The organism is Paenibacillus sp. Root444D2 (assembly GCF_001426375.1).
Taxonomy (GTDB): Bacteria; Bacillota; Bacilli; order Paenibacillales; family NBRC-103111; genus Paenibacillus_E.
In genome coordinates this window covers 207,476-224,949 of record NZ_LMEO01000034.1, presented here as the reverse complement: position 1 = coordinate 224,949, position 17,474 = coordinate 207,476, and the positions used below count along the sequence as shown (strand labels likewise).

At 44.3% G+C, this 17,474-nt stretch carries 17 protein-coding genes; 7 read left to right on the top strand and 10 right to left on the bottom strand.

All coding sequences use genetic code 11. From position 1 onward, the window contains the following. Nucleotides 1-34 precede the first annotated feature (34 nt). Complete coding sequence (locus ASD40_RS19350; RefSeq protein ID WP_057304792.1) at nt 35-2,395, bottom strand: endonuclease MutS2; 2,361 nt, start codon at nt 2,393-2,395, stop codon at nt 35-37. 246 nt (nt 2,396-2,641) lie between these two features. Here ASD40_RS19350 and ASD40_RS19345 point away from each other — a divergent pair, with 246 nt between their 5' ends. Together ASD40_RS19345 and ASD40_RS19340 are read left to right on the top strand one after the other, a co-directional pair. Next, complete coding sequence (locus ASD40_RS19345; RefSeq protein WP_057304791.1) at nt 2,642-3,010, top strand: phage holin family protein; 369 nt, start codon at nt 2,642-2,644, stop codon at nt 3,008-3,010. A 182-nt stretch (nt 3,011-3,192) separates the two neighbouring features. Next, complete coding sequence (locus tag ASD40_RS19340) at nt 3,193-3,579, top strand: cupredoxin domain-containing protein (protein ID WP_057304790.1); 387 nt, start codon at nt 3,193-3,195, stop codon at nt 3,577-3,579. A 167-nt stretch (nt 3,580-3,746) separates the two neighbouring features. Here the strand turns inward: ASD40_RS19340 and ASD40_RS19335 are convergent, their stop codons facing one another. Beyond that, nucleotides 3,747-4,187, bottom strand: coding sequence for a hypothetical protein (locus ASD40_RS19335; RefSeq protein WP_057304789.1), 441 nt, complete (start codon nt 4,185-4,187; stop codon nt 3,747-3,749). Then, nucleotides 4,166-4,351, bottom strand: coding sequence for a transposase (locus tag ASD40_RS39425; RefSeq protein WP_082562299.1), 186 nt, complete (start codon nt 4,349-4,351; stop codon nt 4,166-4,168). Before ASD40_RS39425 ends, ASD40_RS19335 begins: the two co-directional genes overlap by 22 nt. 521 nt (nt 4,352-4,872) lie before the next feature. On the opposite strand from ASD40_RS39425, the gene ASD40_RS19330 reads away from it, so the two are divergent. Next, complete coding sequence (locus ASD40_RS19330; protein WP_156390113.1) at nt 4,873-5,166, top strand: hypothetical protein; 294 nt, start codon at nt 4,873-4,875, stop codon at nt 5,164-5,166. A gap of 98 nt (nt 5,167-5,264) precedes the next feature. Here ASD40_RS19330 and ASD40_RS19325 read toward each other — a convergent pair whose 3' ends face one another. The 4 genes from ASD40_RS19325 to pheS all read right to left on the bottom strand — a co-directional run bounded on the left by ASD40_RS19325 (nt 5,265) and on the right by pheS (nt 11,059). Next, nucleotides 5,265-5,819 carry a CvpA family protein gene (locus ASD40_RS19325; RefSeq protein ID WP_235549311.1) on the bottom strand — a complete coding sequence of 185 codons (555 nt, stop codon included), beginning with the start codon at nt 5,817-5,819 and terminating at the stop codon, nt 5,265-5,267. A gap of 6 nt (nt 5,820-5,825) precedes the next feature. Then, nucleotides 5,826-7,451, bottom strand: a complete 1,626-nt coding sequence (locus tag ASD40_RS37310; RefSeq protein WP_057304787.1) for a cell division protein ZapA — start codon at nt 7,449-7,451, stop codon at nt 5,826-5,828. 94 nt (nt 7,452-7,545) lie between these two features. Further along, entirely contained in the window at nt 7,546-9,999 is a 2,454-nt protein-coding gene (gene pheT / locus ASD40_RS19315) for a phenylalanine--tRNA ligase subunit beta (protein WP_057304786.1), read from the bottom strand. 25 nt (nt 10,000-10,024) lie between these two features. Next, complete coding sequence (pheS, locus tag ASD40_RS19310; RefSeq protein ID WP_057304785.1) at nt 10,025-11,059, bottom strand: phenylalanine--tRNA ligase subunit alpha; 1,035 nt, start codon at nt 11,057-11,059, stop codon at nt 10,025-10,027. 522 nt (nt 11,060-11,581) lie between these two features. Here pheS and ASD40_RS19305 point away from each other — a divergent pair. The 4 genes from ASD40_RS19305 to glsA all read left to right on the top strand — a co-directional run bounded on the left by ASD40_RS19305 (nt 11,582) and on the right by glsA (nt 15,700). Then, nucleotides 11,582-12,010, top strand: coding sequence for a MarR family winged helix-turn-helix transcriptional regulator (locus tag ASD40_RS19305; protein ID WP_057304784.1), 429 nt, complete (start codon nt 11,582-11,584; stop codon nt 12,008-12,010). Between the two features lie 63 nt (nt 12,011-12,073). Then, nucleotides 12,074-13,690, top strand: coding sequence for an MDR family MFS transporter (locus ASD40_RS19300; RefSeq protein ID WP_082562331.1), 1,617 nt, complete (start codon nt 12,074-12,076; stop codon nt 13,688-13,690). A 109-nt stretch (nt 13,691-13,799) separates the two neighbouring features. After that, nucleotides 13,800-14,720, top strand: a complete 921-nt coding sequence (locus tag ASD40_RS19295) for an aldo/keto reductase (protein ID WP_057304783.1) — start codon at nt 13,800-13,802, stop codon at nt 14,718-14,720. A 26-nt stretch (nt 14,721-14,746) separates the two neighbouring features. Next, complete coding sequence (gene glsA, locus ASD40_RS19290; RefSeq protein WP_057304782.1) at nt 14,747-15,700, top strand: glutaminase A; 954 nt, start codon at nt 14,747-14,749, stop codon at nt 15,698-15,700. Between the two features lie 257 nt (nt 15,701-15,957). Here glsA and ASD40_RS19285 read toward each other — a convergent pair whose 3' ends face one another. From ASD40_RS19285 to ASD40_RS37305, 3 genes are read right to left on the bottom strand one after another with little or no spacing between them, the layout of a single operon-like run. Beyond that, nucleotides 15,958-16,206, bottom strand: a complete 249-nt coding sequence (locus ASD40_RS19285) for a hypothetical protein (RefSeq protein WP_057304781.1) — start codon at nt 16,204-16,206, stop codon at nt 15,958-15,960. 17 nt (nt 16,207-16,223) lie between these two features. After that, on the bottom strand, nt 16,224-17,255 hold the full coding sequence (locus ASD40_RS19280; protein WP_057304780.1) for an RICIN domain-containing protein: 1,032 nt from the start codon (nt 17,253-17,255) through the stop codon (nt 16,224-16,226). Further along, a complete protein-coding gene (locus tag ASD40_RS37305; RefSeq protein WP_156390111.1) occupies nt 17,210-17,446 on the bottom strand; it encodes a hypothetical protein in 237 nt (78 codons plus the stop codon). The genes ASD40_RS19280 and ASD40_RS37305 overlap by 46 nt, the downstream gene beginning before the upstream one ends. Nucleotides 17,447-17,474 lie beyond the last annotated feature (28 nt).

The window sequence follows — 17,474 nt, the reverse complement described above, 5'->3', positions numbered from 1 at the left end:
GAATGAGTTTCAAAAAGATGAAAAAAATTAAAAGTTATTTCAATTCGACGATTGTAACTCCTGCTCCGCCTTCGTTGTAATTCCCCATTCGGTAACTCTTCACATGCTTATGACGGCGCAAGTATTCCTGCATGCCAGTGCGCAGCACACCTGTTCCTTTCCCATGAATTAAGTAGACTTGACCCAGGTTGCCCAAGAAAGATTCATCCAGGAATCGATCAGCCTCTATCAGGGCGTCCTCCATGTTGAGACCGCGCATATCCAGTTCCATCCGGATGTTGTCATCTCGTGTTCTTTTGACGGTTGTAGCTACCTGATGAGCTGGCTTTTTCTGAGCCGTGCTGCCGATCTTCTCGAGATTTGACAACTCGACCTTCATTTTCATAATTCCCAACTGCACCGTTGCTTCTGTGGCGCTAACAATCTCTACGACGTGACCCTTCTGACCCAGGGTCACGACACGTACTTCATCACCGGCCTCGATTCTCTCTGGCCGCTTCTTCGCCGCGCGAACCTGCTTCTCGCGCAGTTCTGGCGCCGCCTGATCGAGGCGGCGCTTCGCTTCTACCAACCGGTGATCCTTGACTCCACCGGCTTCCTCCTGCGCCATGCGCCGCAGCTCGGCGATGATTTCATCCGCCTCGCGGCGCGCCTTGGCGACAGCCTCACGCGCGTCGCGCTCGGCCTTCTCGAGCAGCTTATCTCGCTGCTCATCGAACTTGGCCTGCTGAGCCTCTAACGTTAGGCGCATCTCTTCCGCCTCTCGTCGCATCCTCTCAGCGCTTTGGCGCTCAGCTTCCGCGATCAGGCGGTTCTCTTCAAGTGACGCGATCATTGATTCGACGCGCTTATCTTCCTCGCCCACCTGTGTACGTGCATGCTCAATAATGCGCTTAGATAACCCCAGACGCTCTGCAATCGCAAACGCATTACTTCGACCAGGAACACCTACAAGTAAGCGATAAGTCGGACTTAGTGTTTGGATATCAAATTCCATACTTGCGTTAATGGTACCTTGCTTTTGATAGGCATAAGCCTTTAACTCCGAATAGTGCGTCGTTGCAATGATTCGGCAACCGATTTGATGAATATAATCCAAAATGGAAATCGCTAAAGCCGAACCCTCAGCAGGATCTGTACCCGCTCCAAGTTCATCAAGCAAAACCAAACTCTTTGGTGTCATATCTCTTAAAATGCTTATGATATTCGTCATATGACTCGAAAAAGTACTCAAATTCTGCTCGATGCTCTGCTCATCACCAATATCCGCATAAATCGCATCGAACACACATAACTGACTGCCTTCCTCAGCAGGTACGAAAAGCCCTGACATCGCCATTAAACTAAGGAGTCCCACTGTTTTGAGAGAGACAGTTTTACCTCCTGTATTAGGCCCGGTTACAATGATTTGTGAGAAATCATTGCCCAACTCCAAATCAAGCGGCACAACGGAATCTGCCGCGATAAGGGGATGCCTGCCTCGCTTTATTTTAATGAAGCCTCGATCATTTAACCTAGGCATTGTAGCTTTCAGTTCCCTAGCTAGACCAGCTTTAGCAAAAATAAAATCAAGCTCAGCCAACTGTTCCACATCCAGCACAAGCATCTCCACTTGTTCAGCAACGAGCTCACTCAGTGCGCGTAAAATTTTCTCAATCTCAACTTCTTCCTTAAACTTTAATTCACGAATTTTGTTATTTAATTGAACAATAGCATCTGGCTCAATATATAGCGTCGCACCCGAAGCTGACTGATCATGAATCATCCCGCCAAAGCTGGATCGATATTCCGATTTAACCGGGATTACAAAACGGTCATTTCGAATAGTGATCAATACGTCCTGTAACATTTTCTGAACAGATGAATTGCGAAGCATTTGCTCTAACCTCTCGCGGACTCTTGCTTCACCTGTGCGTAGTTCACTTCGCACACGTCCCAGTTCAGGGCTTGCACCGTCAACAACAACAGCGTTCTCATCAATACAACTATTAATTTTATCTTCTAATGGTTTATTTTCTGTGAGTAATTCAACCTGCCCTTTGAGCATAGGAATCGCGTATTCTTCATGAACCGCAAGAACAAATCTCTTCAACCTGCGAGTACCGAACATCGTCGTCGAAATATCGAGCAGCTCCATAGGATTTAACATCCCGCCAATTCTAACCCTGTGCAAAGAAGATCTAATATCACGAATCCCACCAAAAGGGGCATTCCCCTTCAATCGCTCTACATTAACAGCCTCATCAGTTGCTTGAAGCCGAAGCTTGACGAGTTCAAAATCACCCTTAGGTTCAAGCTTTTCCACGACATCCTTACCAAGCGAAGTAGACGCATGATGAGCTAGTTTATGTAAAATCTTCTGATAATCTAATGTTTTAATTATTTTCTTATTCAACTATCCCAACCTCATTTCTCTACCCTATATTATAAACCAAAACAAGCCTGATTAGCTACGGAGACAATCGTTATATGGAAGATGCTGCCTACCATAATATTCACCCCATTTGGATACACTAAGCTGTGCACCTATCCACCTGCCAAAAGGAATTTGTAAGACTTAGACACACCAAGCATTGTTTGCAAAAAATCACTTCTTGTGACGAGAACTTATTCTCATCACAAAAAGAAGGAGGTTCACGAGATGCATCTTCTCGGACATCTGGTAAGGTTTATTGTTTCTGCTTTGGTTTTAATGTTTGTCAGCTGGTTAGTTCCAGGGTTTAAAGTCGGCGGTTTCTGGAGCGCATTTTTTCTAGCTTTGGTTATTGCTGTTGCTGCTTGGATCATTGAAGGGATCTTCGGCAAACAAATCACTCCCTTTGGCAGGGGAATCGTAGGCTTTCTGGTGAGCGCTCTTGTCATTTGGGCCGCCCAGTTTGTAGTGAGTAATGTATCTACGAGCATAATAGGTGCCATTTTAGCTGCTTTAGTCATTGGAATCATCGACCTATTCATCCCTGTGAAAACTCCCTTTGAACAAGGGATCACAGGAAGAGAAGATCGTCGATAAAAACCTATCAGTTTCGATAACTGATATCCATGCTAAAGCCAAAAAAAGATCGGTCTGCCGCGTATTCACTCGCCGGACCGATCTTTTCTTTTAACTATTTCTTTCACGAGTTTGTCACTGTTTTTTTTGAAGAGGTCGTGTACAATGATGAGGGAAACCAATACAATTTCGGAGGGGTATACATGAAAAAATTACTTGTTCTTTTTATGGGAATAGTCTTAGTCATTGCGATAGCCGCATGCGGAAACAAAGATACGAAATCAGCACAATCCTCTACATCTCCCGCAGCTACTACACAAGCTGCTGGCCAGCAAGTTTTATTGAAAGCCACTAACTTCAAATTTGACCAATCCGAATATCGGGTCAAAAAAGGTGAGCCCGTTACAATTACGCTTGAAAATTCTCAAGGCGTTCATGGTGCATCCATTAAAGAATTCAAAATAAACCTCGATAACAGCAACAAAACAGTTACCTTTACGCCAGATAAAGCGGGTTCTTTCCCAATTAACTGTTCCGTCATGTGTGGCAGCGGTCACGCTAATATGAAAACAACCTTGATTGTTGAATAATTTAAGTCAATCATCTATTCATAAGACCTTATCGCGGCATTAATGCGGTAAGGCTTTTTTGTATGTGCATGATGATGTAACAGTTCCTCTGATTTCACTTCAAACTTTCACCGCGTGCTCGTTGAAGCAGTTCATTCATGCTTTTTATAAGTGATAATAACGTTACGTCAAAGAACTTGACAATACCTTAAATAGACAGGAAACAAATAAACGGATAAGAAAGCATCCATCCACTTTCTAAACAAAACATCCTCAACATACTTTATTTTCTTAGAATTTGTGAACATATACGTACAAAAGTTGGTGTTGATCTTTCGAGAGTTAAAAGTTGCATGCTTTCTTTTATTTTGGTTGGACTCTCCTTTTTGTTTGCGAATTCTGTCCGCACCCGAACCCATGCGTGAGTATTGCTTATATAAAGCTAGTTGCAGCTTCTCCAGCATCAACTTAGCAGTTCGATAATTTACTCCAAGCAAGCTCGCAAACGCTGCAATTGAATAAGTTTCGCCATCTTGGATCAATGCTCGTATAGCTTTGAACCAAAGCATCAAGGAAAGCTTAGATTTATGCATAACCGTTCCAGCCGTTAATGAAATTGCGTACGGCATTCTTTACACTCTAATAAATTGCGAGTTTTAATTATATAAAATAAATGATAACCACAACTCGGGCAACAAAACCCACCCGCCCACCGTCTTTTCGTCAAAAATCTTACACAATCTTCCTCCGTCTTGAAAGTGTCATCCAACGATTCAAATAAATATGCATCCATGAAGTGACCCCTTTCAATTATAATACCGTCCTGAATAACTTCCTATATTTGTATTATACAGAACATTTGTTTGTATGTAAAGAAGTTTATGCTTCTGATATTAATATCAATGAATATTCATTTTCTGTAGTATCTACAATGTATAAAATTAACTATCGACTCATCAATATCAATAATTTGAAGTTATCTTTTCGGAATTTTTGTAAGTAGTACCGCTCTCATCTCCGTCAGGGACAAGAATGGTTTAAGGCATCGGCAATGTTTTTTTGATGATTGTTGATACTACAGAAAACGTAAATTTAGAAGTTATCTGTTCGAATAGCCTCATTTCTAGAGTAATGCTTGCGATGCTCGTTAGAGATAGTGGTTGCGGTTGCGGTTGCGGTTGCGGTTGCGGTTGTTAATTTGGTCGTGGTTGTGGTGTCGCAGTCATTGTTGGTGTGGTTTTGGTGTTATTGTCGGGTTGTCGTTGCCGTTGTGGTTGTTGTGGTGGTGTCACAGTCATTGTCGGTGTGTTTTTGGTGTTAATGTCGGTTGTCGTTGTCGTTGTCGTTGTCGTTGTCGTTGTCGTTGTCGTTGTCGTTGCCGTTGTGATTGTGATTGCGATTGCGATTGCGATTGCGATTGTGGTGGTTGTGGTGGTGACGCTGTCATTTTCGGTGTGTTTTTGGTGTTATTGCCGGGTTGTCATTGTCGTTGTCGTTGTCGTTGTCGTTTATCGTTGTCCTGGTAGTGATGACGTTGTCCTTTATGGTTGTCGTTGTAGTGATGTTATTTTGTGGCTTTGTAGATACTACAGAATCTTATATGTTTAGTGGATGTATGTCGAGGAGTGCTGGTACTTGTAGTGGCATTGAGCTACGTGGTGAATTGATAAAAGCTGCCCTTTCTATGTTAGAAATGTAGACAGCTTTTATAGGGGGATTCCTTGTTTCCAGAGTTCTTGAAGTTTTCCTGCTATATTGGGCAATTCGTTAATTAAATATGGAGCTATGGTTGAGCTTGAGAGCAGCTTTTGAAGTCCATCTGAGGGCATGATGGTGATAACATTGACGGCTATAATGATGATCAAAAGTGCTTCTGCTAAGCCCAACAATGCGCCGCTCCAACGGTTGATGAAGTTCAGGCCTGGGGTTTTTGCTAGAATATTAAGCGCTCTGCCTACGATGACTAGTGCGAATTTTACGCCAAAAAACAATATAGCAAAGGCTAAAGCGTTCAAGATATAGGTTTCCAGATTAAGGCCTTTTACGATAAATTCATATTTTTGATAACTTTGATAGGTTGGCAGTGAAACTGCGTTTCTAAGCAGAGGGGCAAAATCCTTGTAAAAATAAAATGCAACGAGGTAGGCGAGAACAAAACCTGAGAGCGAAACAATCTGAGCAATAAACCCTCTAAAGTAACCTAGCAGCAGACCTAAAGCTACTATCGACAACATGACATAGTCTAATGTATTCAGTGTCACTGTGGATTACCTGCCAGGGCTGTCTGTTTCTACAAGTTCGATCCACTCATTGTATTCATTCTGCAGTTTAGCATATTCCTCGCGTAGTTCTTTATACTCTTCTTTGATGTTTTGAAGTTCTTTTTGCTGAGCTTCATCATTCAAGCTTTGGTGCATTAATTCTTCTTTTTCTCTACGGGCCTGGGCTAAAATCCGTTCTTTTTCTTCTTCAAAATGTTGAGAAAGGGCTCTTCGTTCTAGTTGCTGCTGCTCTAATAAGGCATCAATTTGAGCTTGATATTGTGTAATAATGGTTGACTTTTGGTCTTCAAGTTGTTGAATAATGTTTGTTTGCCGTTCTTGGAACTCCCCAACTAGGTTGCCTTTATCTTGCTCAAAACGCAGAATCTTGGCTTCTGCCTCGTCCTGATAAAGTGCGGTGAGTGTTTCTATTTCCTCTTGGTGCGCGGCTGTGAGAGTTTCTATTTCTTCTTGATGCTGATTTGTAATTACATTTATTTTTTCTTGAAGTTGGTTTGAAACTGTATTTATTTTCTCTTGAAGTTGGTTCGTAATGGTATCTATTCTCGCTTGTTGTTGGTTTTTGATGGTTTCAAGTTCTGTTTGATGTTGGTTTGTAATTGTTTCAAGTTCTGTTTGATGTTGACTTGTAATTGTTTCAAGTTCTGTTTGATGTTGGTTTGTGATGTTTTCTAGTTCCTCTTGATGTTGATTAACGAGTATTTCCTTTTCCGCTAGACGCTGATTCGAAAGCTTAATGATCTCTTCTTGATGTTGCATGTTGATGATTTCTTTATCCTGCAAATGTTGCTGCATTAGTGTTACTTTGTCTTGTTGATACTGTTGATTTAACATTTCTTTGTCTTGCAAGTGGATTTCTGAGAGAGACTGTTTTTCGACTCTGTGTTGTTCGTTGAGCTTTTGAAGCTGATGTGCCTTTTGTTGTTTCTCTTGTTCGAATTGTTGCTTTGTTTGTTGGTGTTGTTGTTTTTCTTGGTCTAGCTGTTGTCTTACTTGTATTTGTTGACGTTTTTCCTGCTCTAGTTGTTGTTTGACTTGTTCTAGTTGTTGCTTGACTTGCTCTTGCTGCTGTTTAGCTTGTTCTTGCTGTTGTTTAGCTTTCTGCTCTTGTTGTTGTTTAACTTGCTCTTCCTGTTGTTTATCTTGCTCTTGCTGTTGCTTAGCTTGTTGTAGTTGTTGCCTCAATTGCTCTTGTTCTTGTTTTGCTTTCTGCACTTCTTGTTTCATTTGCTCTTGCGCTTGGTTACTTTGTACTAGCTTAGCATTTTGTTCAGTAATGGATGTCTGTTGTTGCTCGTATTCTTGTTTCAATTCATTAAAGTTAACGATTAATTTGTCATAGGCAGCTTTGGTCGCTTCTTGGTTCTTTTGGGTTTTGGTCAGTTCTTCCATGATTTCGTTCATACGGAAGCACTCATCTGCCATGTTTACGGCAGCCAGAACGGCGATTTTCTGTGAATCTAGCCGCGGGTAGCCCTTTGCAATACGAAGCATCTGGTCGTTCACGTATTCAGCAACTCGCTTCATGTAATTGGTGCTGGTGCTTGCTTTTAATTTGTACTGGTGACCATATATATCAACGGTAATCCTCGTTTTATCTTCAGCGTTCACTTTTTTATATCCTCCCTTAGATGAAAGGCTGGCCCTATCGAGTGTAATTTCGATAAGACCAGCCTGTTTTCCTGCAACTTAAATGAAAGTTACACTATTTTCTTAACTCTGCCTCATATTGTTGTTCTAGGGTTTGAACTACTTTGGCATGGAGCTCTGTTACTTCTTCATCCAGCAGTGTTCTCTCCGCGTGACGGTATACTAAAGCAATCGCTACGCTCTTGCGGTTTGCGCCTAAACGTTCTCCTGTATAGATATCGAATACTTGAATCGATTCTAACAAGTCTCCGGCAACTTCGGTGATTGTTTGTTCCATTAGACCTACTGGTACACTAGCATTCACTACTACAGCCAGATCGCGCCCAATGGACGGATAACGCGGCAGCAATTTATATACAATTGCATCTCCAGCAGCTTCTAAGATTGGAGAAAGTTCGACCTCAAGGACGTAAGTGTCATCAAGATCACGTTGCTGTTGGACTGTAGGATGCAGTTGGCCGATTCGACCTAGTACCTGCTCACCTTCAGCTGTGTTTAATAGGAGCTCAGCTGTTCGGCCCGGATGGAATCCATCTGGTGAAGCAGATTTATAGGTGAGTCCTGTAACTCCTAGGTAGCTTACAAGGCGGTCAAAAACACCTTTGATATCATAAAAGTCGACAGCTTCAGACTTCTGCGCCCAATGTGCTTGACGGCGTTTGCCTGTCAATACAATGGAGAGGAGAAGCTTCTCTTGCGGCAAAGTTGTAAGTGAAGACTCATCTGTTATGAATACTTTGCCGATTTCGAAAATAGCCACGTCATCCATCGTACGGTTACGATTGTAACTAACAACGTCTAGCAGATGCGGCAGCAAGCTAGTACGCAGTTGGCTGCGATCCTCGCTCATTGGCATCGCGAGCGAGATCGGCTTCGCCGCTGGGTATAGACCCGGCAGAGAAACGGTTTGATCCGGCTGTGTGAAGGAATAAGTGATGACTTCATGCAGTCCGCTTTGAGTCAGGAGATTCCGAGTGATACGACGGATCGACTGCTCTTTGGTCAAGGAGCCGGGCGTCGTCACGCCGGTCATTAAAGTTGTAGGGATGTTGTCGTAGCCGAAAAGGCGAGCTACTTCTTCGATCAAATCGACATCCCGTGTGATGTCTCCGCGGCGGCTCGGCACATGCACGAGCAGCTTGCCTTCGCCTGCCTGCTCGAAAGTGAAGTGCAGGCGCTCTATGATTTGACCCATCTCGACCAAGGAAAGTTCAGTGCCAAGATAATTATTCACACGGTTAGCAGCAAGCTCGATGCTGACCGGCTTGTGTGAGCCTGCTATGGCTTGGACGATGCCGTCAGCGACTTGACCAGCTGCGTACTGAGCCATTAACGCAGCAGCACGGTTTAATGCCGGAATCACCGCTTCCGGGTTCACTTCTTTCTCGAAGCGAAGACTCGCTTCCGAGCGGAGCCCTAGCTGGCGCGACGTTCGGCGCACAGAGCTGCCTGCGAACCTGGCGGATTCAAGAAGAATCCGTGTTGTGCCTTCTGTCACTTCGGAGTTAGCGCCGCCCATAACACCAGCAATCCCTACCGGCTTCGTGCCGTCCGTAATGAGCAGCATGTGCGGCTCTAGCGTACGCTCCACATCGTCGAGCGTGACGAGCTTCTCGCCTGCCTCAGCGAGGCGAACATCGATGTGGCCATTGTTCAACTGCTCAGCATCGAAAGCGTGAAGCGGTTGGCCGTATTCAAGCATCACGAAATTCGTGATGTCTACGATATTGTTGATCGGGCGGATACCAGCCGCCATCAAACGGTTCTGCATCCATAGCGGAGAAGTGCCTACGCGTACGCCTTCGATAAGGCGAGCCGCGTAGTGCGTACACTGCTCCGTCGCTGTGATCTTCACACTGATGCGGTCAGCAGCTTTCACTGCGGCAGTTCCAGCAGCCCCGTGCGCTGCTTCCGCATCAGGCAGTTTGACGCCGCGCCCCAGGATCGCTGCGATCTCATACGCTGCTCCGAGCATGCTCAAGCAATCGGAGCGGTTCGGTGTCAGGTCAAGCTCTAATACCTTGTCGCTGATAGCAAGGACATCAAGAATCGAGCTGCCAACTTCGGTATCTTCAGGCAGAACCAGGATACCTTCTTGAATTTCCTTTGGCAGCAGCTTGTCGTTCAGACCAAGTTCTTTGGCTGAACAAATCATGCCTTGTGACTCTACGCCGCGCAGCTTAGCACGTTTGATTTGCAGTCCGCCTGGCAGCACGGCTCCAATCATGGCTACAGGAACCTTTTGTCCTGCATCTATATTTTTCGCCCCGCAAACAATTTGCAAGTCTTCGCCTTGTCCGGCATCAATGATACATACACTTAATTTATCTGCGTCTGGGTGTTTTTCGCGTGATTTTACAAATCCAACGACTACGTTCGTTACACCCTTATTGCGATCTTCCACGATATCCACTTCGATGCCGCTTCGGGTCAATTTTTCTGCTAATTCCTCGGCTGTGAAGCCTGATACATCTACATATTCCGATAACCATTGATAAGAAACCTTCATGCTTAACCCCTCCTTTTCCTGATGCTTACAAGTGTAAGAATTGCTTTAAGAACCGTAAATCGTTCGTGTAAAAATGACGAATATCTTCAATACCATATTTCAGCATCGCAATGCGCTCAACGCCCATTCCAAATGCAAATCCCGTGTATTCCTTCGGGTCATATCCACCCATCTCCAGAACGCGCGGATGTACCATGCCCGCTCCGAGGATTTCTAACCAACCCGTTTGTTTACAAGTACGGCAGCCAACGCCACCACACATTGCACAGCTCACATCAACTTCAACGCTAGGCTCTGTGAATGGGAAGAAGCTTGGACGCAAGCGAATTCTCGTCTCTTTGCCGTACATTTCTTGAACGAATTGAAGCAACGTGCCTTTCAGATCACTCATCCGTACGTTACGGTCGATGACCAGACCCTCGATTTGGGTAAACATATGGGAATGTGTTGCATCATCGTCATCGCGGCGATATACTTTGCCCGGACAAATGATTTTGATCGGAACTTCCCCTTTGCGTTTCTCCATTGTTCTAACTTGAACTGGGGAGGTTTGTGTACGCATTAGAATCTCATCCGTGATATAGAATGAGTCCTGCATATCGCGAGCTGGATGATCCTTCGGCAGATTAAGCGCCTCAAAATTGTAGTAGTCCTGCTCTACCTCCGGACCTTCAGCTACGGTGTACCCCATTCCAATGAAAATGTCTTCAATTTCTTGAATAACTTTGCTTAAAGGATGCACAGCGCCTTGCTGCGACGGGCGACCTGGCAGTGTTACGTCAATCATTTCCGCACGCAAACGGTTCTCGGTTTCTTGCTGTTGGTACGCTGCTTGCTTCTCTTCAATAACAGTTTCAATCGCTGCACGAACGTCGTTCGCTACTTGGCCGATAACTGGTCTCTCTTCTGCACTTAATGCGCCCATACCGCGTAATACCTCGGTTAATGGTCCTTTTTTACCTAAATACTTAATACGTAAATCGTTCAGCTCCTGCTGACTTTGTACGCCGCTTAGCTCCAGCAGCGCTTCCTGCTTTAAAGCTTCTAACCGCTCTTTCATCGAAATCCCTCCTGAATTAGGCCCCTGAATCACCCTAAATGAAAACACAAAAAAGACTTTCCGCTCCCTCACAAGGGACGAAAAGTCGTGGTACCACCCTAATTAGATTCGTTCACTGGCAAATAAGCCAAATAAACAATTCTCACTTCATTTCAGATAACGGACGATGTGTCCGGTTCCCTCTAATGAGAAGCTGATAATATGCTTCTGTTCAAAGGACTGCTCGGGAGCGAACTTCAGCAGCCTGATTCTCGGGGATAGCTCTCAATCATCGGCTTTCCCTCCCTGTCAAGAAGCACTGCGTACTCTTCTCCGTCAAAGCATTTCACATATATGTACCAGTTATTATATGCAAGATATGCCTGATATGCAAGTGAACTAGCCTCTTGTGCTGAATTTCCCTATTGACTTCGAATCATCATCGGCGTATATTTTATTTAAACAGTTTAAACATTAGTTTATATAAACATTTTATTGTTTAATGATTTGATACTTTAATTAAGTGGTAAGGAGGATGTCGATATGGAAGATGAATTGATAGCCTACACGAATCGTTTCCGAACAACATTTGAAACCGCACATCGAAAAATTAGCCACACCGTACTTACCCAGTTAGATTCGGAGTTAACAGGGCCACAATTATTTATGTTATTCATGATATCTAAAGAAGGCACGCCGAAACAAACCCATCTCTCTGAGAAACTGGGTGTTAAGCCAAGTGCTATTACCGTTATGATTGATCGGCTTGTCCAGAGTGGGCATGTTATTCGTAAACACCATGAGACAGATCGGCGGATTGTGCTGGTTGAAATAACCGAAACCGGTAAGGCCATACTCAAACAAGCGGAAGATGTCCAGAAAGAAGTGATTGCTCGTGGACTCTCACAGCTTCCCCCGGAAGAAATGCGCATTCTTGTGAGTGCCTTTGAAAAGCTTACTAATTTTTATTAATTTCATCTTATTCAAGGAGTGGTAATAGTGGAAAACATACAAAAAACAGCTTCAGAGAAATCCATAGAAGCAGAAGGACCAGAACTCAAAAATCGAGGTCTCCTGCTTACCGGCCTTATCATTGCTATGCTATTTGGCGCATTAGACGGCACAATTGTCGGAACTGCAATGCCGCGTATCGTTGGTGAATTTGGCGGTCTAGGCTTAATGGCTTGGTTGACTACTGCTTACATGTTGACATCAACGGTTGTCGTTCCTATAGCAGGTAAACTTGCCGATTTAATTGGTCGTCGTGTCATTTATGTAACAGGTTTAGTCATCTTTATCGCGGCTTCCGCCTTATGCGGGATGTCTCAGAACATGACCGAACTGATTCTGTTCCGCGGTTTGCAAGGTCTTGGCGGCGGTATTATGATGCCCATGGCGATGATTATTATCGGGGACTTATTTACCGGTAAACAACGTGCCAAATGGCAGGGCGTGTTCGGTGCGATCTTTGGTCTATCATCGGTTATTGGCCCCCAAATCGGCGGTTGGATCGTTGACGCATTAGACTGGCGCTGGGTATTCTACATCAACCTTCCTGTCGGTATCCTTGCTGTTGTCTTAATAGCAATTGCCTTACCTAAGCATAAAGCAAACGGCAAAGTAAAATTCGATATTCCGGGTATTGTCACCATGATTGTCGGGGTCGTCAGCTTACTGCTTGCATTAACTTTTGGCGGTAAAGATTTCGCTTGGTTCTCTTGGCAAATCATTGGGCTTTTTGCATTAGCTATTATATCGTTGGTTTCCTTCGTTATTATTGAAAGTAAAGCAGAAGAGCCGATCCTTCCTGTTCGGTTATTTAAAAATAGAACATTTACAACAATTAACGGTGTAGGGTTCCTTATGGCTGTCGGAATGTTCGGAGCTATTATGTTCGTTCCTCTCTTCATGCAGGGCATCGTCGGTATCAGTGCTTCAGCATCAGGTACAGTGATGACGCCGCTCATGATTACGATGATTGCTGCCAGCGTTGTTTCCGGTCAATTCATTCAGAAAATCGGCGTTCGTAAGCAAATGCTTGGTGGTATGATTATTATGGCTATCGGCTTCTATTTCCTTGGCACCATGGGCATCAGCACGACGAAGTTGATCGCTTCAAGTTATATGTTGATTCTTGGTTTAGGTATGGGGCTAGTTATGCCAATCCTTACACTTGCTTTGCAAGAGAGTTTTCCAAAGTCCGAGCTTGGTGTCGTAACGTCTTCTAGTCAATTCTTCCGTCAAATTGGCGGTACGTTCGGTATGACGATTCTCGGAGCCATTATGAACCACAAGTCAACTGTGCTTTTAGAACAAGATTTAACTCCTGTTGTTAATCAGCTTCCCGCGGAAGCAGGTGGGTTGGCTACACAAATGACGGATATGATTCATACCAATCCACAGGCTTTATATTCTTCCCTACTAAGTCCTGAAGCTTTGGCTAAAATGCCAAAAGAATTCGTGGAGCACATGCTGCCAATTCTAAAAAATGCCTTGGTTACATCGCTTCACCAAGTGTTTATTGTAGGCTTAGTATTCGTTTTACTTGGGGCTATTCTGACACTGTTTATCGGAAATATTAAAGTTTCTGACCGTAAATCCAAGAAATCTAATGACAAAAAGGGAAATGATCTTTCAGCAGAACTCGCTTAATACAAAAGGCTCTTTTCTCTTCAAGAGAGGAAAGAGCTTTTTCTTTTTGACACGGAGCAAGCTATAGCGTTTAATAAACTTGGATACCTTAAAAAGGAGAGTGCTCGCCATGAAATATCGCAGACTTGGTAAAACGGATTTGAAAGTTTCCATCGTAGGTGTAGGGACTTGGCAGTTCGGCGGAGAGTGGGGACTTACCTACACGCAAGCTGAAGCGGATGCTATTCTCGATCAAGCAGCTGAACTTGGTATAAATCTGATCGATACAGCAGAATGCTATGGTGACCATCTATCCGAATCTCTTATCGGTAATTACTTATCCCGCCGCAATCGCGAGAACTGGATCGTGGCTACGAAATTTGGCCACCATTTCCACGATCTGTTCACCCGAACAGATGATTTCAATTCCGAAGGCGTTGTCAAACAACTGGATGATTCTCTGAAAGCTTTGCAAACGGACTATATTGACTTATATCAATTCCATTCCGGACCTGATGACTTATTTGATAATGATGTGCTTTGGACAACTTTGGACAAACAAGTTCAAGCCGGGAAAATCCGCCATTTGGGAACATCCATTGGTAGTAATGCTAATATTCATCAAACAGAAGCCTCCAGCAAGGTCAATTCCAAAGCCATTCAAGTCGTGTACAATCGCTTGGATCGAGCACCAGAAGAGCTTGTTTTCCCTTCCTGTGTGAATCAAGATCTTGGTGTTCTGGCACGTGTCCCTTTGGCTAGCGGCTATTTGAGCGGTAAGTATAAGCCTGGTGCGGTGTTCAGCAACACAGACGTTCGCCATCGTCATGATGCCGAGAGTGTGAAACAGAAGCTTGAGGATGTGCAGCGCATCCAAAAAGAAGAAGTTCCTGAAGGAATGGATATGGCCAAATGGGCATTAGCTTGGTGTTTGAAGCATGATGCCGTTACAACGGTCATTCCAGGCTGCAAAAACCCAGAACAGGTTATTGCGAATGCAAGCGCAACGGAACTTATCAGCGATAACCACCCACAGGCTTGGAAAGCTTAAGAGAATGAGGAAGGAATGACTTCTGAATGAGTCATCTACAACACGAAGAAACCTGGAAGCAACTCAAAGAACACTTGCCTCAATGGGTTACGGAGAGCAAGGTACATACATCAGACGGACATGTTGCTTCCTACATTCCTGAACTTGCTAACGCTCCAGCCGATGTTCTAGGTATCTGCATTATGGATGCTGAAGGAAATATCTCTGTTGCCGGCGAATCTGATTTCCGATTTACTTTACAAAGTATTTCGAAAGTATTTACGCTCATTTTGGCGTTGATGGATAACGGTGAAGAGATTGTCTTCTCCAAGGTGGGGATGGAACCTACCGGTGACGATTTCAACTCCATGCTGAAGCTCGAACTCGTTGAGCCAGGTATTCCTTTCAACCCGCTTATCAATGCTGGTGCCATTGCGATCTCATCCTTGATTGCAGGCAGTGATACTAAGGAGCAAGTTGAACGAATTCTCCACTTTTTCCGCGACATTGCTCATAATCCTTCACTTGAAATTAATCAAAATGTACTCCGATCTGAGTCGGATACCGCACATCGTAATCGTTCGTTAGCTTACTTCTTGAAAGACAACGGTGTGCTGGATCGTGAGGTTGATGACGTCCTATACGTCTATTTCAGCCATTGCTCCGTTGAGGTGAATTGTACCGATTTGGCTAGAATGGCCCTCGTTTTAGCGCATAATGGCGTAGATCCGATTCGTAATCAACGCCTTATACCGCGGCGATTCGTACAGATCGCTAAGACGTTCATGTTTACCTGTGGGATGTACAACGCCTCTGGTGAATTCGCTATGAACGTTGGACTGCCTGCCAAAAGCGGCGTGTCTGGCAGCATTATGACTATGGTACCTGGACAATACGGGATCGGTTTGGTCGGCCCGGCGTTGAACCGCAAAGGCAACAGCACAGCTGGCGTTCACCTTTTGGGTACGCTGTCGCAGGAATTTGATTGGAGCTTATTTTAGATTTCGTTAAACCAAGTTGTAGCTCCTAAGCAATCACTTGTTATCCGTAAAATTGTTGTACGTTGTACAACTTTACGTGGGCTAATTTACATTTCCCTCGTGAATGTTGTAAAAAATGCAACAATTCCAGCCAAAAGTAGCTATATTGTCTATAAAAAGGCTAAATTGTTGTACAGAATACAACCTCCTTAGTATTTCAGGAAGAAATCAAGAAAATTGTTGTACGAAGTACAACTTGCTCATCTAGTCCATGCATGTTAATACGGGGTAACCCCCGGTTCAGCTTCGACTATAGCTATGGCTATAGCTATGGCTATGGCTATGGCTATAACTTTTGCTATTGCTTTTGGCTTACACAGCTTAAAAAGAACCTTCCCATTAGTCGGGAAGGTTCTTTTGCCTTTTTGGGTATTTTCGTGACACTTCTGGTACTTCTTGTACCTCCGGTACTTCTGGTACTTTCGGTACTTCCGGTACTTCCGGTACTTCTGGTACTTCGGAGGCATGTCAGAAAAACACTTGGTTAGTTCAAGGGAATCAACTGGAACGTCATATTATCCGCGGCGGAATACGGCCATTGAATCATTTTTCCGCCAGCGATGAGCGAGTTATCGGCTACATTCAATGACTTGCCGGATAGCCTGTTAATAATTTTGAAATAACCGCCGCCTACACCCTGAATTTCCCACTGATCATTCAAGGTTGAGCCGGAATCCCATTGGATCACGTCTTCACCGTCCATCAAGGAGGCATTTTTCACAGCTATAGCCTTACCGCTCTTCACATTGATAATTTTATTAAAGCCTCCCGTTGTCGATGTAATCACCCATTGATCATTTTGCGCTGTGCCGTAATCCCATTGGAATATTTTCGCTCCATTGTTTAAGGCAGCTGCTTCAACAACAACAGATAAGCCCGTCGATTTAGGTACGATTCGGTACGTTTTACCCGAAATAAAGAAGCTGCTCGTTGACTCTGATCCCGTCAATTTCACCATAACGGTCCCATGTGAAGGTACATTTACAGTGTAACTGTTGGTGAATGTTCCCTTCTCGGTCTTGGACCATAAATCCCTTACGCTAGCAGTAGCATTCAGGCCGATACTTGAGAAATTGACCGTCATGTTCGCAGCCGCGCCGGTACGATTAAACAACACAACCGCACGCGTTCCAGTAGTCTGCAGTTTTTTAGAGTACACCTGCAAACCTCCGAGATCGCTTACTAATATGCCTTGGCTGCCCAGCGCATCCTGATTTACAGCAATCACTTCAGAATTCATTAGGGTATCTTTCGTGAATTGACTCATCGTGTTCAAATTATTTCCCGCTATTAACGGCGAAGCCATAATCGTCCACATCGAGAAATGCGAACGGTATTCCGTATCCGTCATGCCTCCGCCGAAGACGGCGCCAGTTCCATAATTACCGACCATGAGCATATCTGCGTCATTCCAGCCTTTGGTAGGCCCCGCAAAATTGGCAAGCGGAGCGTTCTGATCAATGATCCAAGTTACTCGATCCCAGTAGTCGAAGATATCGTCCGTCGTCCTCCACATATTACCTGTAGCCGCACCCCACACCCATGGTTTGTTGATGCCCCAATTGGCGGAGTTGGCGATAAGCCATTATTTAAAGCAGTGGCTGTTTGCGGAGCAATGCTGCCGGACAGCACAATAGGCAATGCAAGCAGGAAGGCGAGCAGGAATTGCACGATAAACCGAATTTTTTTCCGAGCGAATTTCCCCATAAAAAACCTCCATACTAAAATAAATTTG